General features: G+C 67.2%; 12 protein-coding genes. 9 read left to right on the forward strand and 3 right to left on the reverse strand.

Translation table 11 applies throughout. The features are described 5' to 3' along the window. Positions 1-43: 43 nt before the first annotated feature. Positions 44-1,183, reverse strand: coding sequence for an XRE family transcriptional regulator (locus GV792_RS10575; protein WP_163823878.1), 1,140 nt, complete (start codon positions 1,181-1,183; stop codon positions 44-46). A gap of 303 nt (positions 1,184-1,486) precedes the next feature. On the opposite strand from GV792_RS10575, the gene GV792_RS10580 reads away from it, so the two are divergent. Next, complete coding sequence (locus GV792_RS10580; RefSeq protein WP_163823879.1) at positions 1,487-1,792, forward strand: hypothetical protein; 306 nt, start codon at positions 1,487-1,489, stop codon at positions 1,790-1,792. A gap of 70 nt (positions 1,793-1,862) precedes the next feature. Here the strand turns inward: GV792_RS10580 and GV792_RS10585 are convergent, their stop codons facing one another. After that, positions 1,863-2,756 carry a PAC2 family protein gene (locus GV792_RS10585; RefSeq protein WP_163823880.1) on the reverse strand — a complete coding sequence of 298 codons (894 nt, stop codon included), beginning with the start codon at positions 2,754-2,756 and terminating at the stop codon, positions 1,863-1,865. A gap of 301 nt (positions 2,757-3,057) precedes the next feature. Between GV792_RS10585 and metH the strand changes: the two genes are divergently transcribed. From metH to hisG, 8 genes are all read left to right on the forward strand, one after another. Beyond that, the gene (gene metH / locus GV792_RS10590; protein WP_163823881.1) at positions 3,058-6,654 is read left to right on the forward strand and encodes a methionine synthase; all 3,597 of its coding nucleotides are present in this window, start codon (positions 3,058-3,060) and stop codon (positions 6,652-6,654) included. Positions 6,655-7,077: 423 nt separating this feature from the next. Continuing rightward, positions 7,078-8,706: a serine/threonine-protein kinase gene (locus GV792_RS10595; RefSeq protein ID WP_163823882.1), complete on the forward strand. Its 1,629-nt coding sequence runs from the start codon at positions 7,078-7,080 to the stop codon at positions 8,704-8,706. Positions 8,707-8,731: 25 nt separating this feature from the next. Beyond that, positions 8,732-9,418 (forward strand): HAD family hydrolase, encoded by a 687-nt coding sequence (locus tag GV792_RS10600; protein ID WP_375154460.1) that lies wholly within the window; start codon positions 8,732-8,734, stop codon positions 9,416-9,418. A gap of 139 nt (positions 9,419-9,557) precedes the next feature. Next, positions 9,558-10,418: a HalD/BesD family halogenase gene (locus GV792_RS10605; protein WP_163823883.1), complete on the forward strand. Its 861-nt coding sequence runs from the start codon at positions 9,558-9,560 to the stop codon at positions 10,416-10,418. A 30-nt stretch (positions 10,419-10,448) separates the two neighbouring features. Continuing rightward, entirely contained in the window at positions 10,449-11,258 is an 810-nt protein-coding gene (locus GV792_RS10610) for a class I SAM-dependent methyltransferase (RefSeq protein ID WP_309139098.1), read from the forward strand. A gap of 26 nt (positions 11,259-11,284) precedes the next feature. After that, positions 11,285-13,099 carry a choline/carnitine O-acyltransferase gene (locus GV792_RS10615; protein ID WP_163823884.1) on the forward strand — a complete coding sequence of 605 codons (1,815 nt, stop codon included), beginning with the start codon at positions 11,285-11,287 and terminating at the stop codon, positions 13,097-13,099. Between the two features lie 92 nt (positions 13,100-13,191). Further along, complete coding sequence (locus tag GV792_RS10620) at positions 13,192-13,455, forward strand: phosphoribosyl-ATP diphosphatase (RefSeq protein ID WP_163823885.1); 264 nt, start codon at positions 13,192-13,194, stop codon at positions 13,453-13,455. A 49-nt stretch (positions 13,456-13,504) separates the two neighbouring features. Further along, positions 13,505-14,356 carry an ATP phosphoribosyltransferase gene (gene hisG, locus GV792_RS10625; RefSeq protein ID WP_163823886.1) on the forward strand — a complete coding sequence of 284 codons (852 nt, stop codon included), beginning with the start codon at positions 13,505-13,507 and terminating at the stop codon, positions 14,354-14,356. 130 nt (positions 14,357-14,486) lie between these two features. Here the strand turns inward: hisG and GV792_RS10630 are convergent, their stop codons facing one another. After that, positions 14,487-15,392, reverse strand: coding sequence for a RecB family exonuclease (locus GV792_RS10630; RefSeq protein WP_163823887.1), 906 nt, complete (start codon positions 15,390-15,392; stop codon positions 14,487-14,489). Between the last annotated feature and the right edge of the window lie 24 nt (positions 15,393-15,416).

A 15,416-nucleotide genomic window follows, 5' to 3' on the forward strand; every position in this document is an offset into this window, starting at 1 on the left:
CCGTTCGGCGTGGCCGCGTCCGGTATGCCGGTGTTCGCCCGGCTCACTCGGGGGACAGTGCGCGCAGCTGATCGAGGTAGGTGCGGGTGCGCGGATCGCCGGGGAAACGTTCGATGATCTCGCGGGCCACCTCGCCCGCGATCCACATCAGCGACGGCAGCGAGCGCCGCTTCCCGGAGAAGGCGCGTACTCCCTCATCGACGGCGAGTTCGAGATCGCGCTGGCGCACCGCCACCACGGCCAGCGTCAGGTGAGCTTCCGAGACCCGCATCGGATTCCGCACCGAACCGTCGGCGCGGGTGGCATCCGCGATCACCTGCCTGGCATATCTCTCGGCCAACTTGTCGTCGCCCGCGACCCGGCAGCAATCCATCGCGTAGAAGTCGAACTTCTGCGGATCGACCACGAAATGATTATCGAGATCGGTCGGGTGATCGAGCCGATCCAGAATCGCCCGTCCCGCAGACAATGCCGCATCCACTTCCCGGCGGTCGCCGATCCTGGCCCACGCCTTGGCTCGCTGCGCGGCCAGCTGTACACCCACCCCGAACGAACCACAGTCGGCCAGGCCAGGATCCGCCACCTCGATGGCACCGCGATAGTTGCCCTGGGTCAAGGCGAACCACGCCGCCATTTCCGCACTCCAGCCGACGATTTCGGGATGCTCGGCTTCCTGGCCCAGCGAACGAGCGGCGCGGCGAGTGGCCTCGGCGGTGGTGCGCCTACCCAGGTCGTAGTCGACACAGCCCACCAGCAACGCCACCCAGCCCGCCAGTTCCAGCACCTCGCGATGCTGGGCCAGAGTCAGCCTGCCGTCGAGCAGCGAGGTGATCCGGCGCAGCCAGTTGGTTCCCTCGACATGCAATTCGTGCGGATCGGTATAGGGGTATTCACAACACAGCCGCTCGGCGGTGATCCGGATGGTCTCGAGGGTGGCGGGCGAGACGTCCGACATACGCAGGCGGCCGATGAATTCCAGTGTGTCCATACCGGTTGCGGCCAGCAGCTCATCATCGCGATTGGGTCGGGACTTCGGAAAGAACGCCGCGGTGACGGTATCGAAGGCGGCCGCGATGATGGGTGCGTAGAACTCGTCGGGCCGGGACTCGCCCGATTCCCACCGCCGCCAGTTACGCAGCAAGGTACTGTCGGTCGGCAGGTTGTGGGATGACTTGGCGCGCATCGCGCGGACGGCGTCTGCTTGTGACCACCCTCTCGCGTCGCGCTCCGAGCGCATCCGGACAGCCCAGACGGGTCGATCGTCAGCAGCGGCCACGTCTGTAGTATCGCACCAGTTAACTTTCGGTGCACCGGATAGGGCACCTAGATGTCACTGGGTTGACATCTGCTTTCGCCGCAGTAGATCGGACATGCTTTATATGGGCCGATGTTGGTCCGGCCCAGCGCAACACCCCCGCATCCGCGGGGAGAGATCCCGGAGGCGCACTGCTCCCCGCCACGGCGGGGGAAGATCCAGGAGGTACGGGTGGAAGCGTTGATCTATGGATATCTGCGTGACGATCTGGCCGAGGGCAACGGCGACGAGCTGGAAGCCGCGCTACGCGGCCTCGCCCGCGCCGCAGGGCTCTGCTTCGCCGCGACATTCCATGAATCGACCGGAGGTGATGGTGCGGCGTTCGCCGAACTCACCCAGGAACTGAAGCGAGCCGACGCCCACCATGTGGTCGTGCCATCGCTCGATCACCTTGCCGGTCAGACGATTCCGCGAGAAATGCTGCTCGCGAAGCTGGCCAGCGATGCGGAGGCCAAGGTCTGGACGCTGCAAACCTGAGCCCCGCCGCCGCGCGCTCAAACCCGAAATCGATTGTCGCGGTGGATCGCCCGTGACTGTCGGCCCGCTTTCAGCGGCCGAAGCTACCGGGCCCGCGCCGGCGCAGATACTTCTCGAACTCCGCGGCGATGGCATCGCCATCGATCTTGGCCATGGTTTCGTTGAGATCGCTCGCGGCGTCGCCACGCTCTTCGAGTGAGCGCACGTACTCGCTGATCTCTTCGTCGTTGACCGTCATCTCGTTGACCGTCGCCTCCCACTCCTCGGCCTGCGCGGGCAACTCCCGCAGCGGCACCTCGATATCGAGGGCATCCTCGACCCGGTGCAGCAGGGCGATCGTGGCCTTGGGATTGGGAGGCTGCGAGACGTAATGCGGAACGGCCGCCCAGAACGACACCGCGGGGACTCCCGCCTTCACACACTGATCCTGCAGCACGCCGGTGATACCGGTGGGGCCCTCGTAGCGGGTCTGCTCGAGATTGAACCGCTCGGCCGCCTCCTTGCTGTAGGCGGAGCCGGTCACCGGCACCGGACGCGTATGCGGAGTATCGGCCAGCAGGGCGCCGAGGATGACCACGGTCTGCACTTCGAGCTGGTCGATGAGTTCCAGCAGATCCGCGCAGAAGCGGCGCCAGCGCATATTGGGTTCGATCCCGCGTAGCAGCACCACATCGCGATCACTGCCAGGCGGCGAACACACCGTCAGCACTGTGGCCGGCCACACGATCTCCCTGGTCACCCCGTCGACCTGCCGCACCATCGGCCGATTGACCTGATAGTCGTAATAGTCCTCGGAATCGAGTTCGGCCAGCGGTCTGGCATCCCAGATCAGTTCGAGATGTTCGACCGCACCGCTGGCGGCGTCACCCGCATCGTTCCAGCCCTCGAAGGCGGCGACGAGCACCGGATCCCGCAATGGCGGCAGTTCCGGACCGGGCGAGGCCGGAGATTCACTCGAGTTCACCCGAGCCAGCCTACGACCAGAGCCGATTCGCCGTGTCCGCGACGCGGTATTCGACGGCGCGTGTCGGGGGCAGTGTGGGCGTACCTCGGCCTTTCGCTGCGACCATGCGCGGTCTGTGGCCGGGCCGACCGGAGGGTGTCCTTGCCGCGCACCTCTGACTCCGCTGTGTCCGGTCGCACGATGAACGGGTGTACCAGCGCGGAACGATGTACGCGCCGAAAATGCGCTGTCGGACACAGTCCGCCCTTAGAATGCGCATGGCCGGAGCGAAGGCGGAGGTACGCCCTCTACCCTGGAGTGCATGTCTGCGTCCAGCTCCACCGCGTTCGATACCACGCTTCTCGACACGCTCGCTCGTCGTGTCGTCATCGGCGACGGCGCGATGGGCACGATGTTGCAGGCCGCGGATCTGACCCTGGACGATTTCCGTGGCCTCGAGGGATGCAACGAGATCCTGAACGACACCCGCCCGGATGTGCTGCGCAGTATTCATCGCGCCTATTTCGAGGCCGGTGCGGACGCGGTGGAGACCAATACCTTCGGCTGCAACCTGCCGAACCTGGCCGACTACGACATCGCCGACCGGATCCGCGACCTGTCGGAGAAGGGCACCCGTCTGGCCCGTGACGTGGCCGATGAGATGGGGCCGGGGGCCGATGGCTCGGCGCGGTTCGTGCTGGGATCGATGGGTCCGGGCACGAAGCTGCCCACGCTGGGCCACGCACCCTACGACGCGCTGCGCGATGCCTACACCGAGGCGGCGCTCGGCATGCTCGACGGCGGCGCGGATGCCATCCTGATCGAGACCTGCCAGGACCTGCTGCAGGTGAAGGCCGCGGTGACCGGCAGCAGGCGGGCCATGGAACGGGCGGGCCGCCGGATTCCGATCATCACCCACGTCACCGTCGAGACCACCGGCACGATGCTGGTCGGCAGTGAGATCGGCGCCGCGCTGACGGCGCTGGAGCCGCTCGGCATCGATATGATCGGCCTGAACTGCGCGACCGGCCCGGATGAGATGAGCGAACATCTGCGGCATCTGTCGCGGCACGCCCGGATCCCGGTATCGGTGATGCCGAACGCGGGTCTGCCGGTGCTCGGCGCCAACGGCGCGGAATACCCGCTGACGCCGGAGGAGCTGGCGGTGGCGCTGTCGGGCTTCGTCTCCGAGTACGGGCTGGCGCTGGTGGGTGGCTGCTGCGGGACGACGCCCGAGCACATCCGTCAGGTGACCGAGGCCGTGCGCGAGATCGAGCCGAACCTGCCGCCGATCGCGGAGCGGCGGGCACCGGTGCACGAGCCGGCGGTGTCGAGCATGTACACGGCGGTGCCGTTCGAGCAGGACGCCAGCATCATGATGATCGGCGAGCGCACCAACGCCAACGGCTCCAAGGCTTTCCGTGAAGCGATGCTGGCCGGTGATTGGCAGAAGTGCCTCGATATCGCCAAGGACCAGACCCGCGACGGCGCGCACATGCTCGATCTGTGCATCGACTACGTCGGCCGCGACGGCACCGCCGATATGCATGAGCTGGCGGGCCGGTTGGCGACCGCCTCGACGCTACCGATCATGCTCGACTCCACCGAGCCGCCGGTGCTGCAGGCCGGACTCGAGCATCTGGGTGGACGCTGCGCGGTCAATTCGGTCAACTACGAGGACGGCGACGGCCCCGATTCGCGGTATCAGCAGATCATGCGGCTGGTCGCCGAGCACGGCGCGGCGGTGGTCGCACTGACCATCGACGAGGAGGGCCAGGCCCGCACCGCGGAGCACAAGGTGCAGATCGCCGAACGCCTGATCGCCGATATCACCGGCACGTGGGGCTTGGACGAGTCCGACATCATCATCGACACCCTGACCTTCACCCTCGGCACCGGTCAGGAGGAATCGCGCCGCGATGGTGTGGAGACCATCGAAGCGATCCGCGAACTCAAGCGCCGCCATCCCGCCGTGCAGACCACCCTCGGTCTGTCCAATATCTCCTTCGGCCTGAACCCGGCCGCTCGTCAGGTGCTGAACTCGGTGTTCATGCACGAATGCGTGCAGGCCGGTCTCGACAGTGCGATCGTGCACGCCTCGAAGATTCTGCCGATCTCCCGGATCCCGGAGGAACAGCGTGAGACGGCGCTGGATCTGGTCTACGACCGCCGCCGTGACGGCTATGACCCGCTGCAGAAACTGATGCAGCTGTTCGAAGGCGTGTCGGCGTCGTCGTCGAAAGCCTCCCGTGCTGAGGAGCTCGCGGCGTTGCCACTGTTCGAACGGCTCGAGCGGCGCATCGTTGACGGCGAGAAGGCCGGTATGGACGCTGATCTGGACGCCGCGATGGAGCAGGTGCCGCCGCTGCGGATCATCAACGAAACGCTGCTCGCTGGTATGAAGACAGTGGGTGAGCTGTTCGGATCCGGCCAGATGCAGTTGCCGTTCGTGCTGCAGTCGGCGGAGGTGATGAAGTCCGCGGTGGCGTATCTGGAGCCGCATATGGAGGCGACCGACGATTCCGGTAAGGGACGGATCGTGCTGGCCACCGTCAAGGGCGATGTGCACGACATCGGTAAGAACCTGGTCGACATCATCTTGTCCAACAACGGCTATGAGGTGGTCAATCTCGGTATCAAGCAACCGATTGCGACCATCATGGACGCCGCGGTGGACAAGAAGGCCGACGTCATCGGGATGTCAGGGCTGCTGGTGAAGTCGACGGTGGTGATGAAGGAGAACCTCGAGGAGATCAACGCCAAGGGCATGGCCGATCAGTTCCCGGTGCTGCTCGGCGGCGCTGCGCTGACCCGCTCCTACGTCGAGAACGACCTCACCGACGTCTACGAAGGCGATGTGCACTACGCGCGCGACGCCTTCGAGGGTCTGCGCCTGATGGACGACATCATGTCCCGCAAACGCGGCGGCGGCCCCGATCCGGACAGCCCCGAGGCCATTGCCGAACGGGAGAAGGCCGCCGAACGCAAAGCCCGCCACGAACGTTCCAGGCGGATCGCCGCCGAACGCAAGGCCGCCGAAGCGCCGGTGGTGGTGCCGGAGCGCTCGGATGTGGCCGCGGACCTGCCGGTGCCGGTGCCGCCGTTCTGGGGCACTCGCGTGGTCAAAGGCCTGGCACTGCACGAGTACTCGGGTCTGCTCGACGAACGCGCACTGTTCCTCGGACAGTGGGGGCTGCGCGGCCAGCGCGGCGGCGAGGGACCGAGCTATGAGGAACTGGTCGAGTCCGAGGGCCGCCCGCGGCTGCGGGCGTGGCTGGATCGGCTGTCCACCGAGGGCGTGCTGCAGCATGCGGCGGTCGTCTACGGGTACTTCCCGGCGATCTCCGAGGGCGATGACGTCATCGTGCTGACCGAACCCGATCCCGCGGCACCGCAACGGTATCGGTTCACCTTCCCGCGTCAGCAACGCGACCGGTTCCTGTGCATCGCCGACTTCATCCGTTCTCGCGAACGTGCCGTCGAGACCGGACAGGTGGATGTGTTGCCGTTCCAGCTGGTCACCATGGGCCAGCCGATCGCCGACTTCGCCAACGAGCTGTTCGCCGCCGACAATTACCGTGACTATCTCGAAGTCCACGGCATCGGCGTCCAGCTCACCGAGGCACTCGCCGAATACTGGCATCGACGTGTCCGCGAAGAACTGGTCCTGGACGGGCATTCGGTCGCCGACTCCGACCCCGACGACGTGCAGGAATACTTCAAGCTCGCTTACCGCGGCGCTCGCTACTCCTTCGGCTACGGCGCCTGCCCCGAACTCGAAGACCGCGGCAAACTCGTCGACCTGCTCGACGCCGGCCGTATCGGCGTGACGCTGTCGGAAGAACTGCAGCTGCATCCCGAACAGTCCACCGACGCGTTCGTGCTGCTGCATCCGGAGGCCAAGTACTTCAACGCCTGAGCGCACGCGCCCGGAGTTGCGCTCCGGGCGCCGTTCTCGCCGGGTTGTGATGGTTCTCACGGATAATTGTCGGCCGGTGGGGTAAACGTGATCGCCTGGATTCACGCACCGCGGTGACCAGGCCGTTTCCGATTCGGCCGCGTCGACTGCCGGCTCACCGCGACGCCAGGGTGCCGTGAGAACGCGACGACACCCGTCCGCCACACCGGTGACGCCGCTGAAACCAGCAACGCTGCTGGAACCTGTCGGACGCTTATGCCATTGTCGGAGGGTGGCAACTGCATCCGGGGCAGTCGGCGGATGCGTTTTCATCCTGCAGCTCACCGGTGCAAACAACTTCGGCGCGTAGGGATCCCAGGATCGACCTGGACCACGCGCGGGAGGCTAGAGGACTCGGCGGGAAAGCAGGAGGGGCACAACCTCATGACGGCGGATCGGTTGATCGCTGGACGGTATCGGCTCACGGATCCGATCGGCACAGGCGCCATGGGCGTGGTGTGGCGAGCCACCGACGTCCGATTGCGACGCACTGTCGCCGTCAAGCAGGTGCTGCTCGGCCCAGGCCTCACGCCGGAGGCCGCACTCGAGGCGAAATTGCGTGCCAAGCGCGAGGGCCGAATCGCGGCACGACTGCACCACCCCAACGCGATCACCGTCTTCGACGTCGTCGAGGAAGACGGGCAGCCCTGGCTGGTCATGGAATACATGGACGCGCCCAGCCTGGCGGCGAAGCTGGCCGGTGGGCGAACCTTGCCCGCCACCGAGGTCGCCGAGATCGGCGCCCAAGCCGCCGCCGCGCTGGTTGCCGCTCATGCTGCGGGCATCGTGCACCGCGATGTGAAGCCGGCCAATCTGCTGGTCGCCGACGACGGCACGGTGAAGATCACCGACTTCGGCATCTCGCGCGCCGTCGGCGACGTCACCGTCACCGCGACCGGCTTCCTGGCCGGTACGCCCGCCTATCTCGCGCCCGAGGTGGCGCGCGGTGAGAACCCCGAACCCGCCTCGGATGTGTTCGCGCTCGGCTCGACGCTGTACGCGGCGGTCGAGGGCACCCCGCCGTTCGGCGAGGGCGACAATCCGCTGGCGGTACTGCATGCGGTGGCGCGCGGCCAGGTCCGTCCGCCGGCGAACGTCGGCGACCTCGGACCGGTGCTGATGCGGTTGCTGGCGGCTGACGTCGCTGAACGCCCGACCATGCGTGAGGCCCAGCGTGCGCTGAAAGAAGTTGCGGCGGGCCGAAGTCCCGCGATGGGCGCCCCCGCGGCGACGAAGATCCTGCCGCAGCCGTCAGTCGCGGCGGCCGGCCGTGGCAGTGCGGACGATGCCACACAGGCGGTGCCCCGCCCGGCCGCCGTCCCCGCCGCGCCTGCCCCGGTCGCGAGTCCGGCCGCCGGTACCGCGCCCGGTGCATTCGCTCCGACATCGCCGAGCGGGCCCGGCCGTGGTCGCATGATCGCGGTGATGGCTGGTGTTGCGGTGGGCATTGTTGTACTGGCGGGGCTGATCGCCGCCGCAATGAACGGCGGTGGCCAACCCTCGGCGGACGGATCCGGATCGCCGACGGTGACGGCCGCGCAGCCCTCGGTGGCTGCTCTGGGTCCCGAGGGTGCGGGCGCGGGGGAGGCCGATGACGACGCCCCCACCGAGCCGACGACCACCGCGCACCCCACCACCGCACCGACCACCACGACATCGACCACACCGAGCTCGTCCACCACCCCGACCACACCCACCAGCGCCGGGCCGCCGACCCCCGACCGAGTGGCTCAGTTCGTCAGCAGCTACTACGGCATGCTGCCGGGCAATGCCGCCGGCGCGTGGTCGATGCTCGCGCCCAGCTACCAGGCGCAGACCGGCCAGAGTGACTACCTGAACTTCTGGTCCGGCATCAATGCCCTCACTGTGCACAGCGTCACACCCAACGGTGAGACCGGGGCGACCGTTTCCATGACCTATACCCTGAAGGACGGTTCGACCTCCACCGAGAGCCGGTGGATCCAGGTCGCCTCGGACAACGGGCGTTTGCTGATCGCCAATTCGGGGCTGTAGGGGGCCGACAAGGAGACGAATTCGGGTGAACACGCGGCTGGCCGGCGTGCTGTGGGATATGGACGGCACGCTGCTGGATTCGGAGAAGCTGTGGGATGTCGCCGTGCGCGATCTCGCGGTCGAGCTCGGCTCGGAGATGACCGACGAGATCCGCCGCTCTCTCATCGGCGCCTCCGGACCCAACGCGCTGCGCATCGTGTTCACCGGTCTCGGCCTCGATCCGGACCCGGAGGCGATGGGCGCCGCGGGAGGTTTTCTCGAACGCCGGGTCGCCGAATTGATGGCCGAGCCCATTCCGTGGCGGCCCGGCGCCAAGGACGCCTTGGCTATGGTGCGCGCGGCCGGGTTGCCCAGCGCCCTCGTCACCAACACCAAGCGATCGCTCGCCGAGTTCGGCTTGGACACGCTCGGCAGGGAGTACTTCGACGCGTCGGTCTGCGGTGACGAGGTGCCGCACGGCAAGCCCGATCCCGCCGTCTATCTACGCGCTGCTGAACTACTCGGCCTTGACCCGAAAACCTGTGTCGCGGTGGAAGACTCGCCGACCGGTGCGGCTGCCGCGGAGGCGGCTGGGTGCGCGGTTCTCGTAGTGCCCTGTGAGATCGCGGTCCCCGAAGCGCCCACCCGTTCGCAGCGCGAGTCCCTCGTCGCATTGTCGGTGGCGGACCTGCACGATGTGCTGTGCACGCGGTACCCGCTGGGTCAGGGCTGAGCCACGACGTTGCCGCCCAGGTATTTTCCCTGGTCGAACTGTGTTGCCGCGCAACAAGACCGAGTGGTTCGTGACGATTGTCACCGCCTATCTCAGAAAAACCCGGGCGTGTCGGGAATAGTCCGATAACAATGTCGCTATGGCAGCGAGGGTAGCCCTGGACGAGATCGTCGACACCACTCGCTTTCCGCTCACCGAACCCGACAGCGCCGGCTGGCGCGCGGCGGTGGCGGCTGCGCGAGCCGGCCTTGCGCAGGACGGATGCACCGTGCTGCGCGAATTCATCCGGTCCGACCTGCATGAACGCCTGCGGGCCCAGGGCGGGCAGATGGCGCCGCACGCGCACTATCAGGTGGAGCGGGTCAACGCCTACAACATCCCGCTCGATACCGAACTGCCCGAGGATCATCCGGGTCGGATCGTGCTCGAACGCGGCAATGCCTTCGTGCCGCGAGACCGGATCGATACCGACGCGCTGATCCATCAGCTCTACACCAGTCAGCTGTTTCAGCGCTTCATCGCCGACTGCTTCGAACTGCCCGGCTTGCACGAATTCGCCGACCCGTTGGCCGGTCTGGTGCTCAACGTCGTCGCGCCCGGCATGTCGCATCCCTGGCATTTCGACACCAACGAATACACCGTCAGCATGCTCACCCAGGCGCCGGAGGCGGGCGGGGTATTCGAATACTGCCCCGGCATCCGCTCACCGCAGGCGGAGAATCTCGACGATGTGCGCGCGGTACTGACCGGATCGGGTGCGGGGCTCATCCAGCGGCTCGAGCTGCGCCCCGGTGATCTGCAACTGTTCCAGGGCCGCTACTCCCTGCACCGGGTATCCCCGGTGAGCGGCCGGACCCAACGGCATACGGCGATCTTCGCCTACAGCGACCGACCCGGTGTCATCGGCACCGTGGAACGCACTCGCCAGCTCTTCGGGCGGGTGCTGTCGGACCATCACGCCGCGGCCGACGCTGTCCGTGGCGACCGGCTACTCGACTGAGCAGCACAGTTCGACCCGAGAGGAACCATCGTGTCCGTGCCTATGCACACCACCGGGAAAGCCTCCTTCGACGACATCTACGACCGTCCCGATCCGCGCGAGTACTACGCGCGCATGGCCGAATTGGATTACTGCATACCGCAATTGGCGAAGCCGCATTTCGAGCAGCAGCTCGCCGAATACAGTGCGGCCACCGGGGTCGAGGCGCCGACAGTGCTCGATATCGGCTGCTCCTACGGTGTGAACGCGGCACTGCTGCGACTGGACACGACCATCGATGATCTGGGGGAGCATTACCGTGGTGCCGACGCCGAGGATGCGGCCGCGCTGATCGCCAGAGACCGGGCCAGGCTCGACGCCGAGGACATCCGTCCCGAGGTTCGGTTCGTCGGCATGGACGCCGCCCGTCCCGCGCTGGACTACGCCAAGGCCGCTGGCCTGTTGCACGATGCGGTGCACGCCGACCTGGAGGCCACCGATCCCACCGACGAGCAGCGTGCGGTGCTGGCCGGAGCCGATCTGGTGATCTCGACCGGATGTATCGGCTATGTCACCGAGAAGACCCTGCTGCGGGTGGCCACCGCCCATTCCGAACGCAGGCCGTGGATGGCACACTTCGTATTGCGCATGTACGGCTTCGATGCGATCGAGGGTGAGCTGTCGGCTCTCGGCTACCGCACCGAGCAGGTGCCAGGCGATTTCGCGCAGCGCCGTTTCGCCTCGGATGCCGAACAGGCACAGGTGTTGAATACTCTGTCCGCCAACGGAATCGATCCAACCGACCGGGAAGACAGCGGCTGGCTCTACGCCAACCTCTACATCTCCCGCCCCGCCGCCTGACACATACTCACACCGAGGAACCCGACTTGACCGAACGTACGTTTGCCGCCGAGGACCACCTGCCCCGGGTACCGCTACCGTCGCTGGAGGACACCTGTACCCGGTTCGTGGAGTGGTGCACGCCGCTGCTCAGCGCCGACGAACTCGCCGCCACCGAGTCCGCCGTCGCCGATCTGCTGCGCCCCGGCGGCCCGGGCCGGACCCTGGATACCGCTCTGCGCGACTACGACGCCTCCCCCGGTGTCGGCAGCTGGCTCGATGAGTTCTGGCCGTCGCGGTATCTGGGCCGGCGCGACCGGATCGCGCTCAACGCCAATTTCTTCTTCCTGTTCCGCGACGACACCACCCTCGCGGCGTCCACCGGCGCAGGTCAGGTCGAACGGGCGGCGGGTATCGTCAGCGCCGCCGTCGACTACAAGCTGGCCTTGGACCGGGAGGAGATCCCGCCGGTCACCCAGCGTGGGCAGCAATTGTCGATGTGGCAGAACAAGTATCTATTCTCCGAGACCCGGATCCCGGGCGCGGAGCAGGACACCGTGCGGGTGCCCTATAGCCCGGAATGGCCGGGCCCCTCGGATGCCCGCCACATTCTGGTCTTCCACCGGGGCAGCATGTTCCGAATGGAGGTCATCGGAGCCGACGGTGCCGCGCACAGCTTCGAGGACCTGACCGACGGACTGCGCGCCGTGCTCAAGGCCGGATCGAAGTACGCCGCCACCGATACGGCGGTCGGTCATCTGACCACGCTGCCGCGCGCGGACTGGGCCCGCAGCCGGGCGGGTCTGCTCGCCGATCCGGTCAACGCCGCCGCACTCGACACCATCGAGACAGCACTGTTCTGCGTCTGCCTCGAGGATTTCGCACCGCGCGATGAGACCCACGCCTGCGACATCCTGTTGCACGGCGACAGCGCCAACCGGTGGTTCGACAAGTCGGTGTCGTTCATCGTTTTCGCCGATGGCCAAGCGGGCATCAATGTCGAGCACTGCGGTCTGGACGGTACGACCATCCTGTCGTTCGTCGACACCTTGCTCGAGACCACCGCCGCCGACCACGCCGAACGGTCCGGTGCGCAACCGCAGGGGCTGCCTGTGGTGGAGCCGATCGAGTTCCGGCTCAGCGCCGAGCAGCGCGGTGAGATCGGTGCGGCCGGTGCGGCGTTCGCGCACTATGCCACCGAGAACGCCACCACAACGGTGTCGTTCGACGATTTCGGGACCGCGAAGGCCAAGCGGCTAGGCATCTCCCCGGATGCCTTCGCCCAGTTGAGCTATCAGCTGGCCCACCGCCGCAGCAAGGGCATCACCGGCGCCACCTACGAGTCCATCGCCACCCGGCAGTACCGCAACGGCCGCACCGAGGCCATGCGCGTGATCACCCCCGAGATGGTGGCGTTCGTGGACGTCATGCAGGACGAGTCCGCCGATACCGCATCCCGCCTCGCCGCCGCTCGGGCGGCGGCCGCCGCCCATGTGGCGCGGGCCAAGCAGTGCCAGGCCGGTGCGGCGCCGGAACAGCATCTGTGGGAGCTGGAGTGGATCCAGCGCCGCCGCGGCGCCGAACTGGGCGTCACCGACCCGGTCCCGCTCTACACCAGCCCCGGCTGGACGATCATGCGTGACGACTATTTGAGCACCAGCTCGGCGCCGTCGGTCAACATCCGATACTTCGGATTCGGTTCCACCAGTCCGCGCTGCATCGGCATTGCCTACGTGCTGCTGCCCGATCGCTGGAATCTGTACCTGGCCACACCCGCGCCCGTTGCCGACCAGATGCACGCCTTCGCTGGTCATCTGCGCACCGCGGTCGCCGACCTGGAAGCCCTGCTGGCGGCGGACTGACGTTCGGGTCGAGTGGTGTCCGGCGGGCCGAGTACCGGGCGGACGCCACTCGACCGGAAACGGTTTGCGGGGGTCTGAAACAATATCCCCCTGTGAAGACTTTCGAGGCCCTGTTCGCCGAGCTCCAGGATCGTGCCGTCTCCCGCCCCGAGGGGTCGGGGACGGTGGCCGCGCTGGATGCGGGCGTCCATACCCAGGGCAAGAAGGTGCTCGAAGAGGCCGGTGAGGTGTGGCTGGCCGCCGAACACGAGAGCGACGAATCGCTCGCCGAGGAGATCTCGCAGCTGCTGTACTGGGTGCAGGTGCTGATGGTGGGCCGTGGACTGCGGCTCGAGGACGTCTACCGACATCTGTGACGTCCGCCTGAATCCGCAGTCGTTCCCCCTCCCGAAAGGACCCCCTCCCATGCTGCGCGTCGCAGTCCCCAACAAAGGCGCACTCTCCGAATCGGCCGTGTCGATCCTGTCCGAGGCCGGATATCGCAAACGCACCGATTCCCGCGATCTGACCGTCCTCGACCTGTCCAACCAGGTGGAGTTCTTCTTCCTGCGGCCCAAGGACATCGCCATCTACGTCGGCTCGGGTGAACTCGATCTGGGCATCACCGGCCGCGATCTGGCTCTCGACTCCGCCGCGCCGGTCACCGAACGCCTTGCGCTCGGATTCGGCGGCTCCACCTTCCGCTACGCCGCCCCGGCGGGGCGCGACTGGACCGTCGAGGACCTCGCCGACAAGCGCATCGCCACCTCGTACCCGAATCTGGTGCTGTCGGATTTGGCCAAGCGCGGTATCGAGGCCGAGGTCATCCGGCTCGACGGCGCGGTGGAGATCTCCATCCAGCTCGGCGTCGCCGACGCCATCGCCGATGTGGTCGGCTCCGGGCGCACGCTGCGTCAGCACAATCTGGTCGCCTTCGGCGAATCGCTGTGCGATTCGGAGGGGGTGCTGATCGAGCGCGAGGGCGCCGATCGCGACGACCGGGCCCGCAATCAGCTCATCGACCGGGTCAAGGGTGTCGTTTTCGCCCAGCAGTACCTCATGCTGGACTACGACTGCCCCAAGATCCTGCTCGATCAGGCCGCCCAGATCACACCCGGCCTGGAATCGCCGACCGTCTCGCCGTTGACCGATCCCGACTGGGTCGCGGTCCGCGCCCTGGTGCCGCGCAAGCTGGGTAACTCGGTGATGGACCAGCTCGCCGATCTCGGCGCCAAGGCGATCCTCGCCACCGATATCCGGTCCTGCCGGGCTTTCTGAGCTCTGGAGCGGACAGCCGGTCCGGCGGCGTGATCGGCTGCTCGACCGGCCTCGCTTTCAGTACTATCTGACGCGACCCGATGTGCCCTGAATCCCGCTGCCCGGCGGCAGGATTCAGGGCACACCCGTATCAGTCGGCGACCGATTCGGCGAAGGTCCGCTCCGGCGACTCGACCTCGTCCGGCCAGCCGGGATAGGGCGGTGGCGTACCGCCGAATTCGGGGCACAGGTGCTTGAAATCGCAGTAGCCGCACAGCCAACTCGTGGTCGGCGGGAAATCCCCGGTGCGGCCCGCGTCCCGGATGGCCTGCCACAGGGCCGCGAGGGTGCGCTCGAAGCGGGTGAGTTCCTCCTCGTCGGGGGCGTAGGTGAGGATCTGCTCGTCGGCCAGGTAGATCAGCCGCAGCTGGGCCGGGACGATGCCGCGGGTGCGCAGCATGACCAGCGCGTAGAACTTCAGCTGGAACAGCGCCTTGGTTTCCTGCGCGATGCCCGGCGCGCGTCCGGTCTTGTAGTCAACCACCCGCAGCTCACCGGTGGGCGCCATATCGATCCGGTCGACGAATCCGCGCAACAGCACACCGTCGGGTAGTTCGACCTCGACGCGCGACTCACACGACTCGGGATCGAACCGGGTCGGATCCTCCAGGCGGTAGTAGGTGCGCACCAGCGCACGGACCTCATCGAGGAACACGTCCAGGTCGGACTCGGTGATCAGCTCGCCGACCTCCGGCCGCTCCGCCAGCACCCGAGCCCAGGCCCCGCCGGCCAAGGACTCGGCGCGCTCCGGCATCCGCTCGGCGGCGGGCAGCCCGTACAGGTCTTCCAGCACCGCGTGCACCACTGTGCCGCGGACCGCGTCCCGCCCGGGCGGCTCCGGAATCCGATCGATCGCACGGAACCGATACTTCAGCGGGCACTGCTTGAAATCCATTGCCCGGGAAGGCGACAGCGCCGGACGCGAGCGGACCCGCGCCGGATCGGAGCCGGGCGCCGGTTCGGCGTCGGCAGGGGGCGTGGTCGCGGGTGCTGGCATACCTGGCAGGCTATCCGGCGGCAC

The organism is Nocardia cyriacigeorgica (assembly GCF_010868145.1).
GTDB classification, from domain to species: domain Bacteria; phylum Actinomycetota; class Actinomycetes; order Mycobacteriales; family Mycobacteriaceae; genus Nocardia; species Nocardia cyriacigeorgica_D.

Coding starts and splice junctions, on each gene's coding strand:
- GV792_RS10605 (WP_163823883.1), top strand. CDS start 9,558: ATGGCAGCGAGGGTAGCCCTGGACGAGATCGTCGACACCACTCGCTTT.
- GV792_RS10630 (WP_163823887.1), bottom strand. CDS start 15,392: ATGCCAGCACCCGCGACCACGCCCCCTGCCGACGCCGAACCGGCGCCC.
- hisG (WP_163823886.1), top strand. CDS start 13,505: ATGCTGCGCGTCGCAGTCCCCAACAAAGGCGCACTCTCCGAATCGGCC.
- GV792_RS10595 (WP_163823882.1), top strand. CDS start 7,078: ATGACGGCGGATCGGTTGATCGCTGGACGGTATCGGCTCACGGATCCG.
- GV792_RS10575 (WP_163823878.1), bottom strand. CDS start 1,183: ATGCGCGCCAAGTCATCCCACAACCTGCCGACCGACAGTACCTTGCTG.
- metH (WP_163823881.1), top strand. CDS start 3,058: ATGTCTGCGTCCAGCTCCACCGCGTTCGATACCACGCTTCTCGACACG.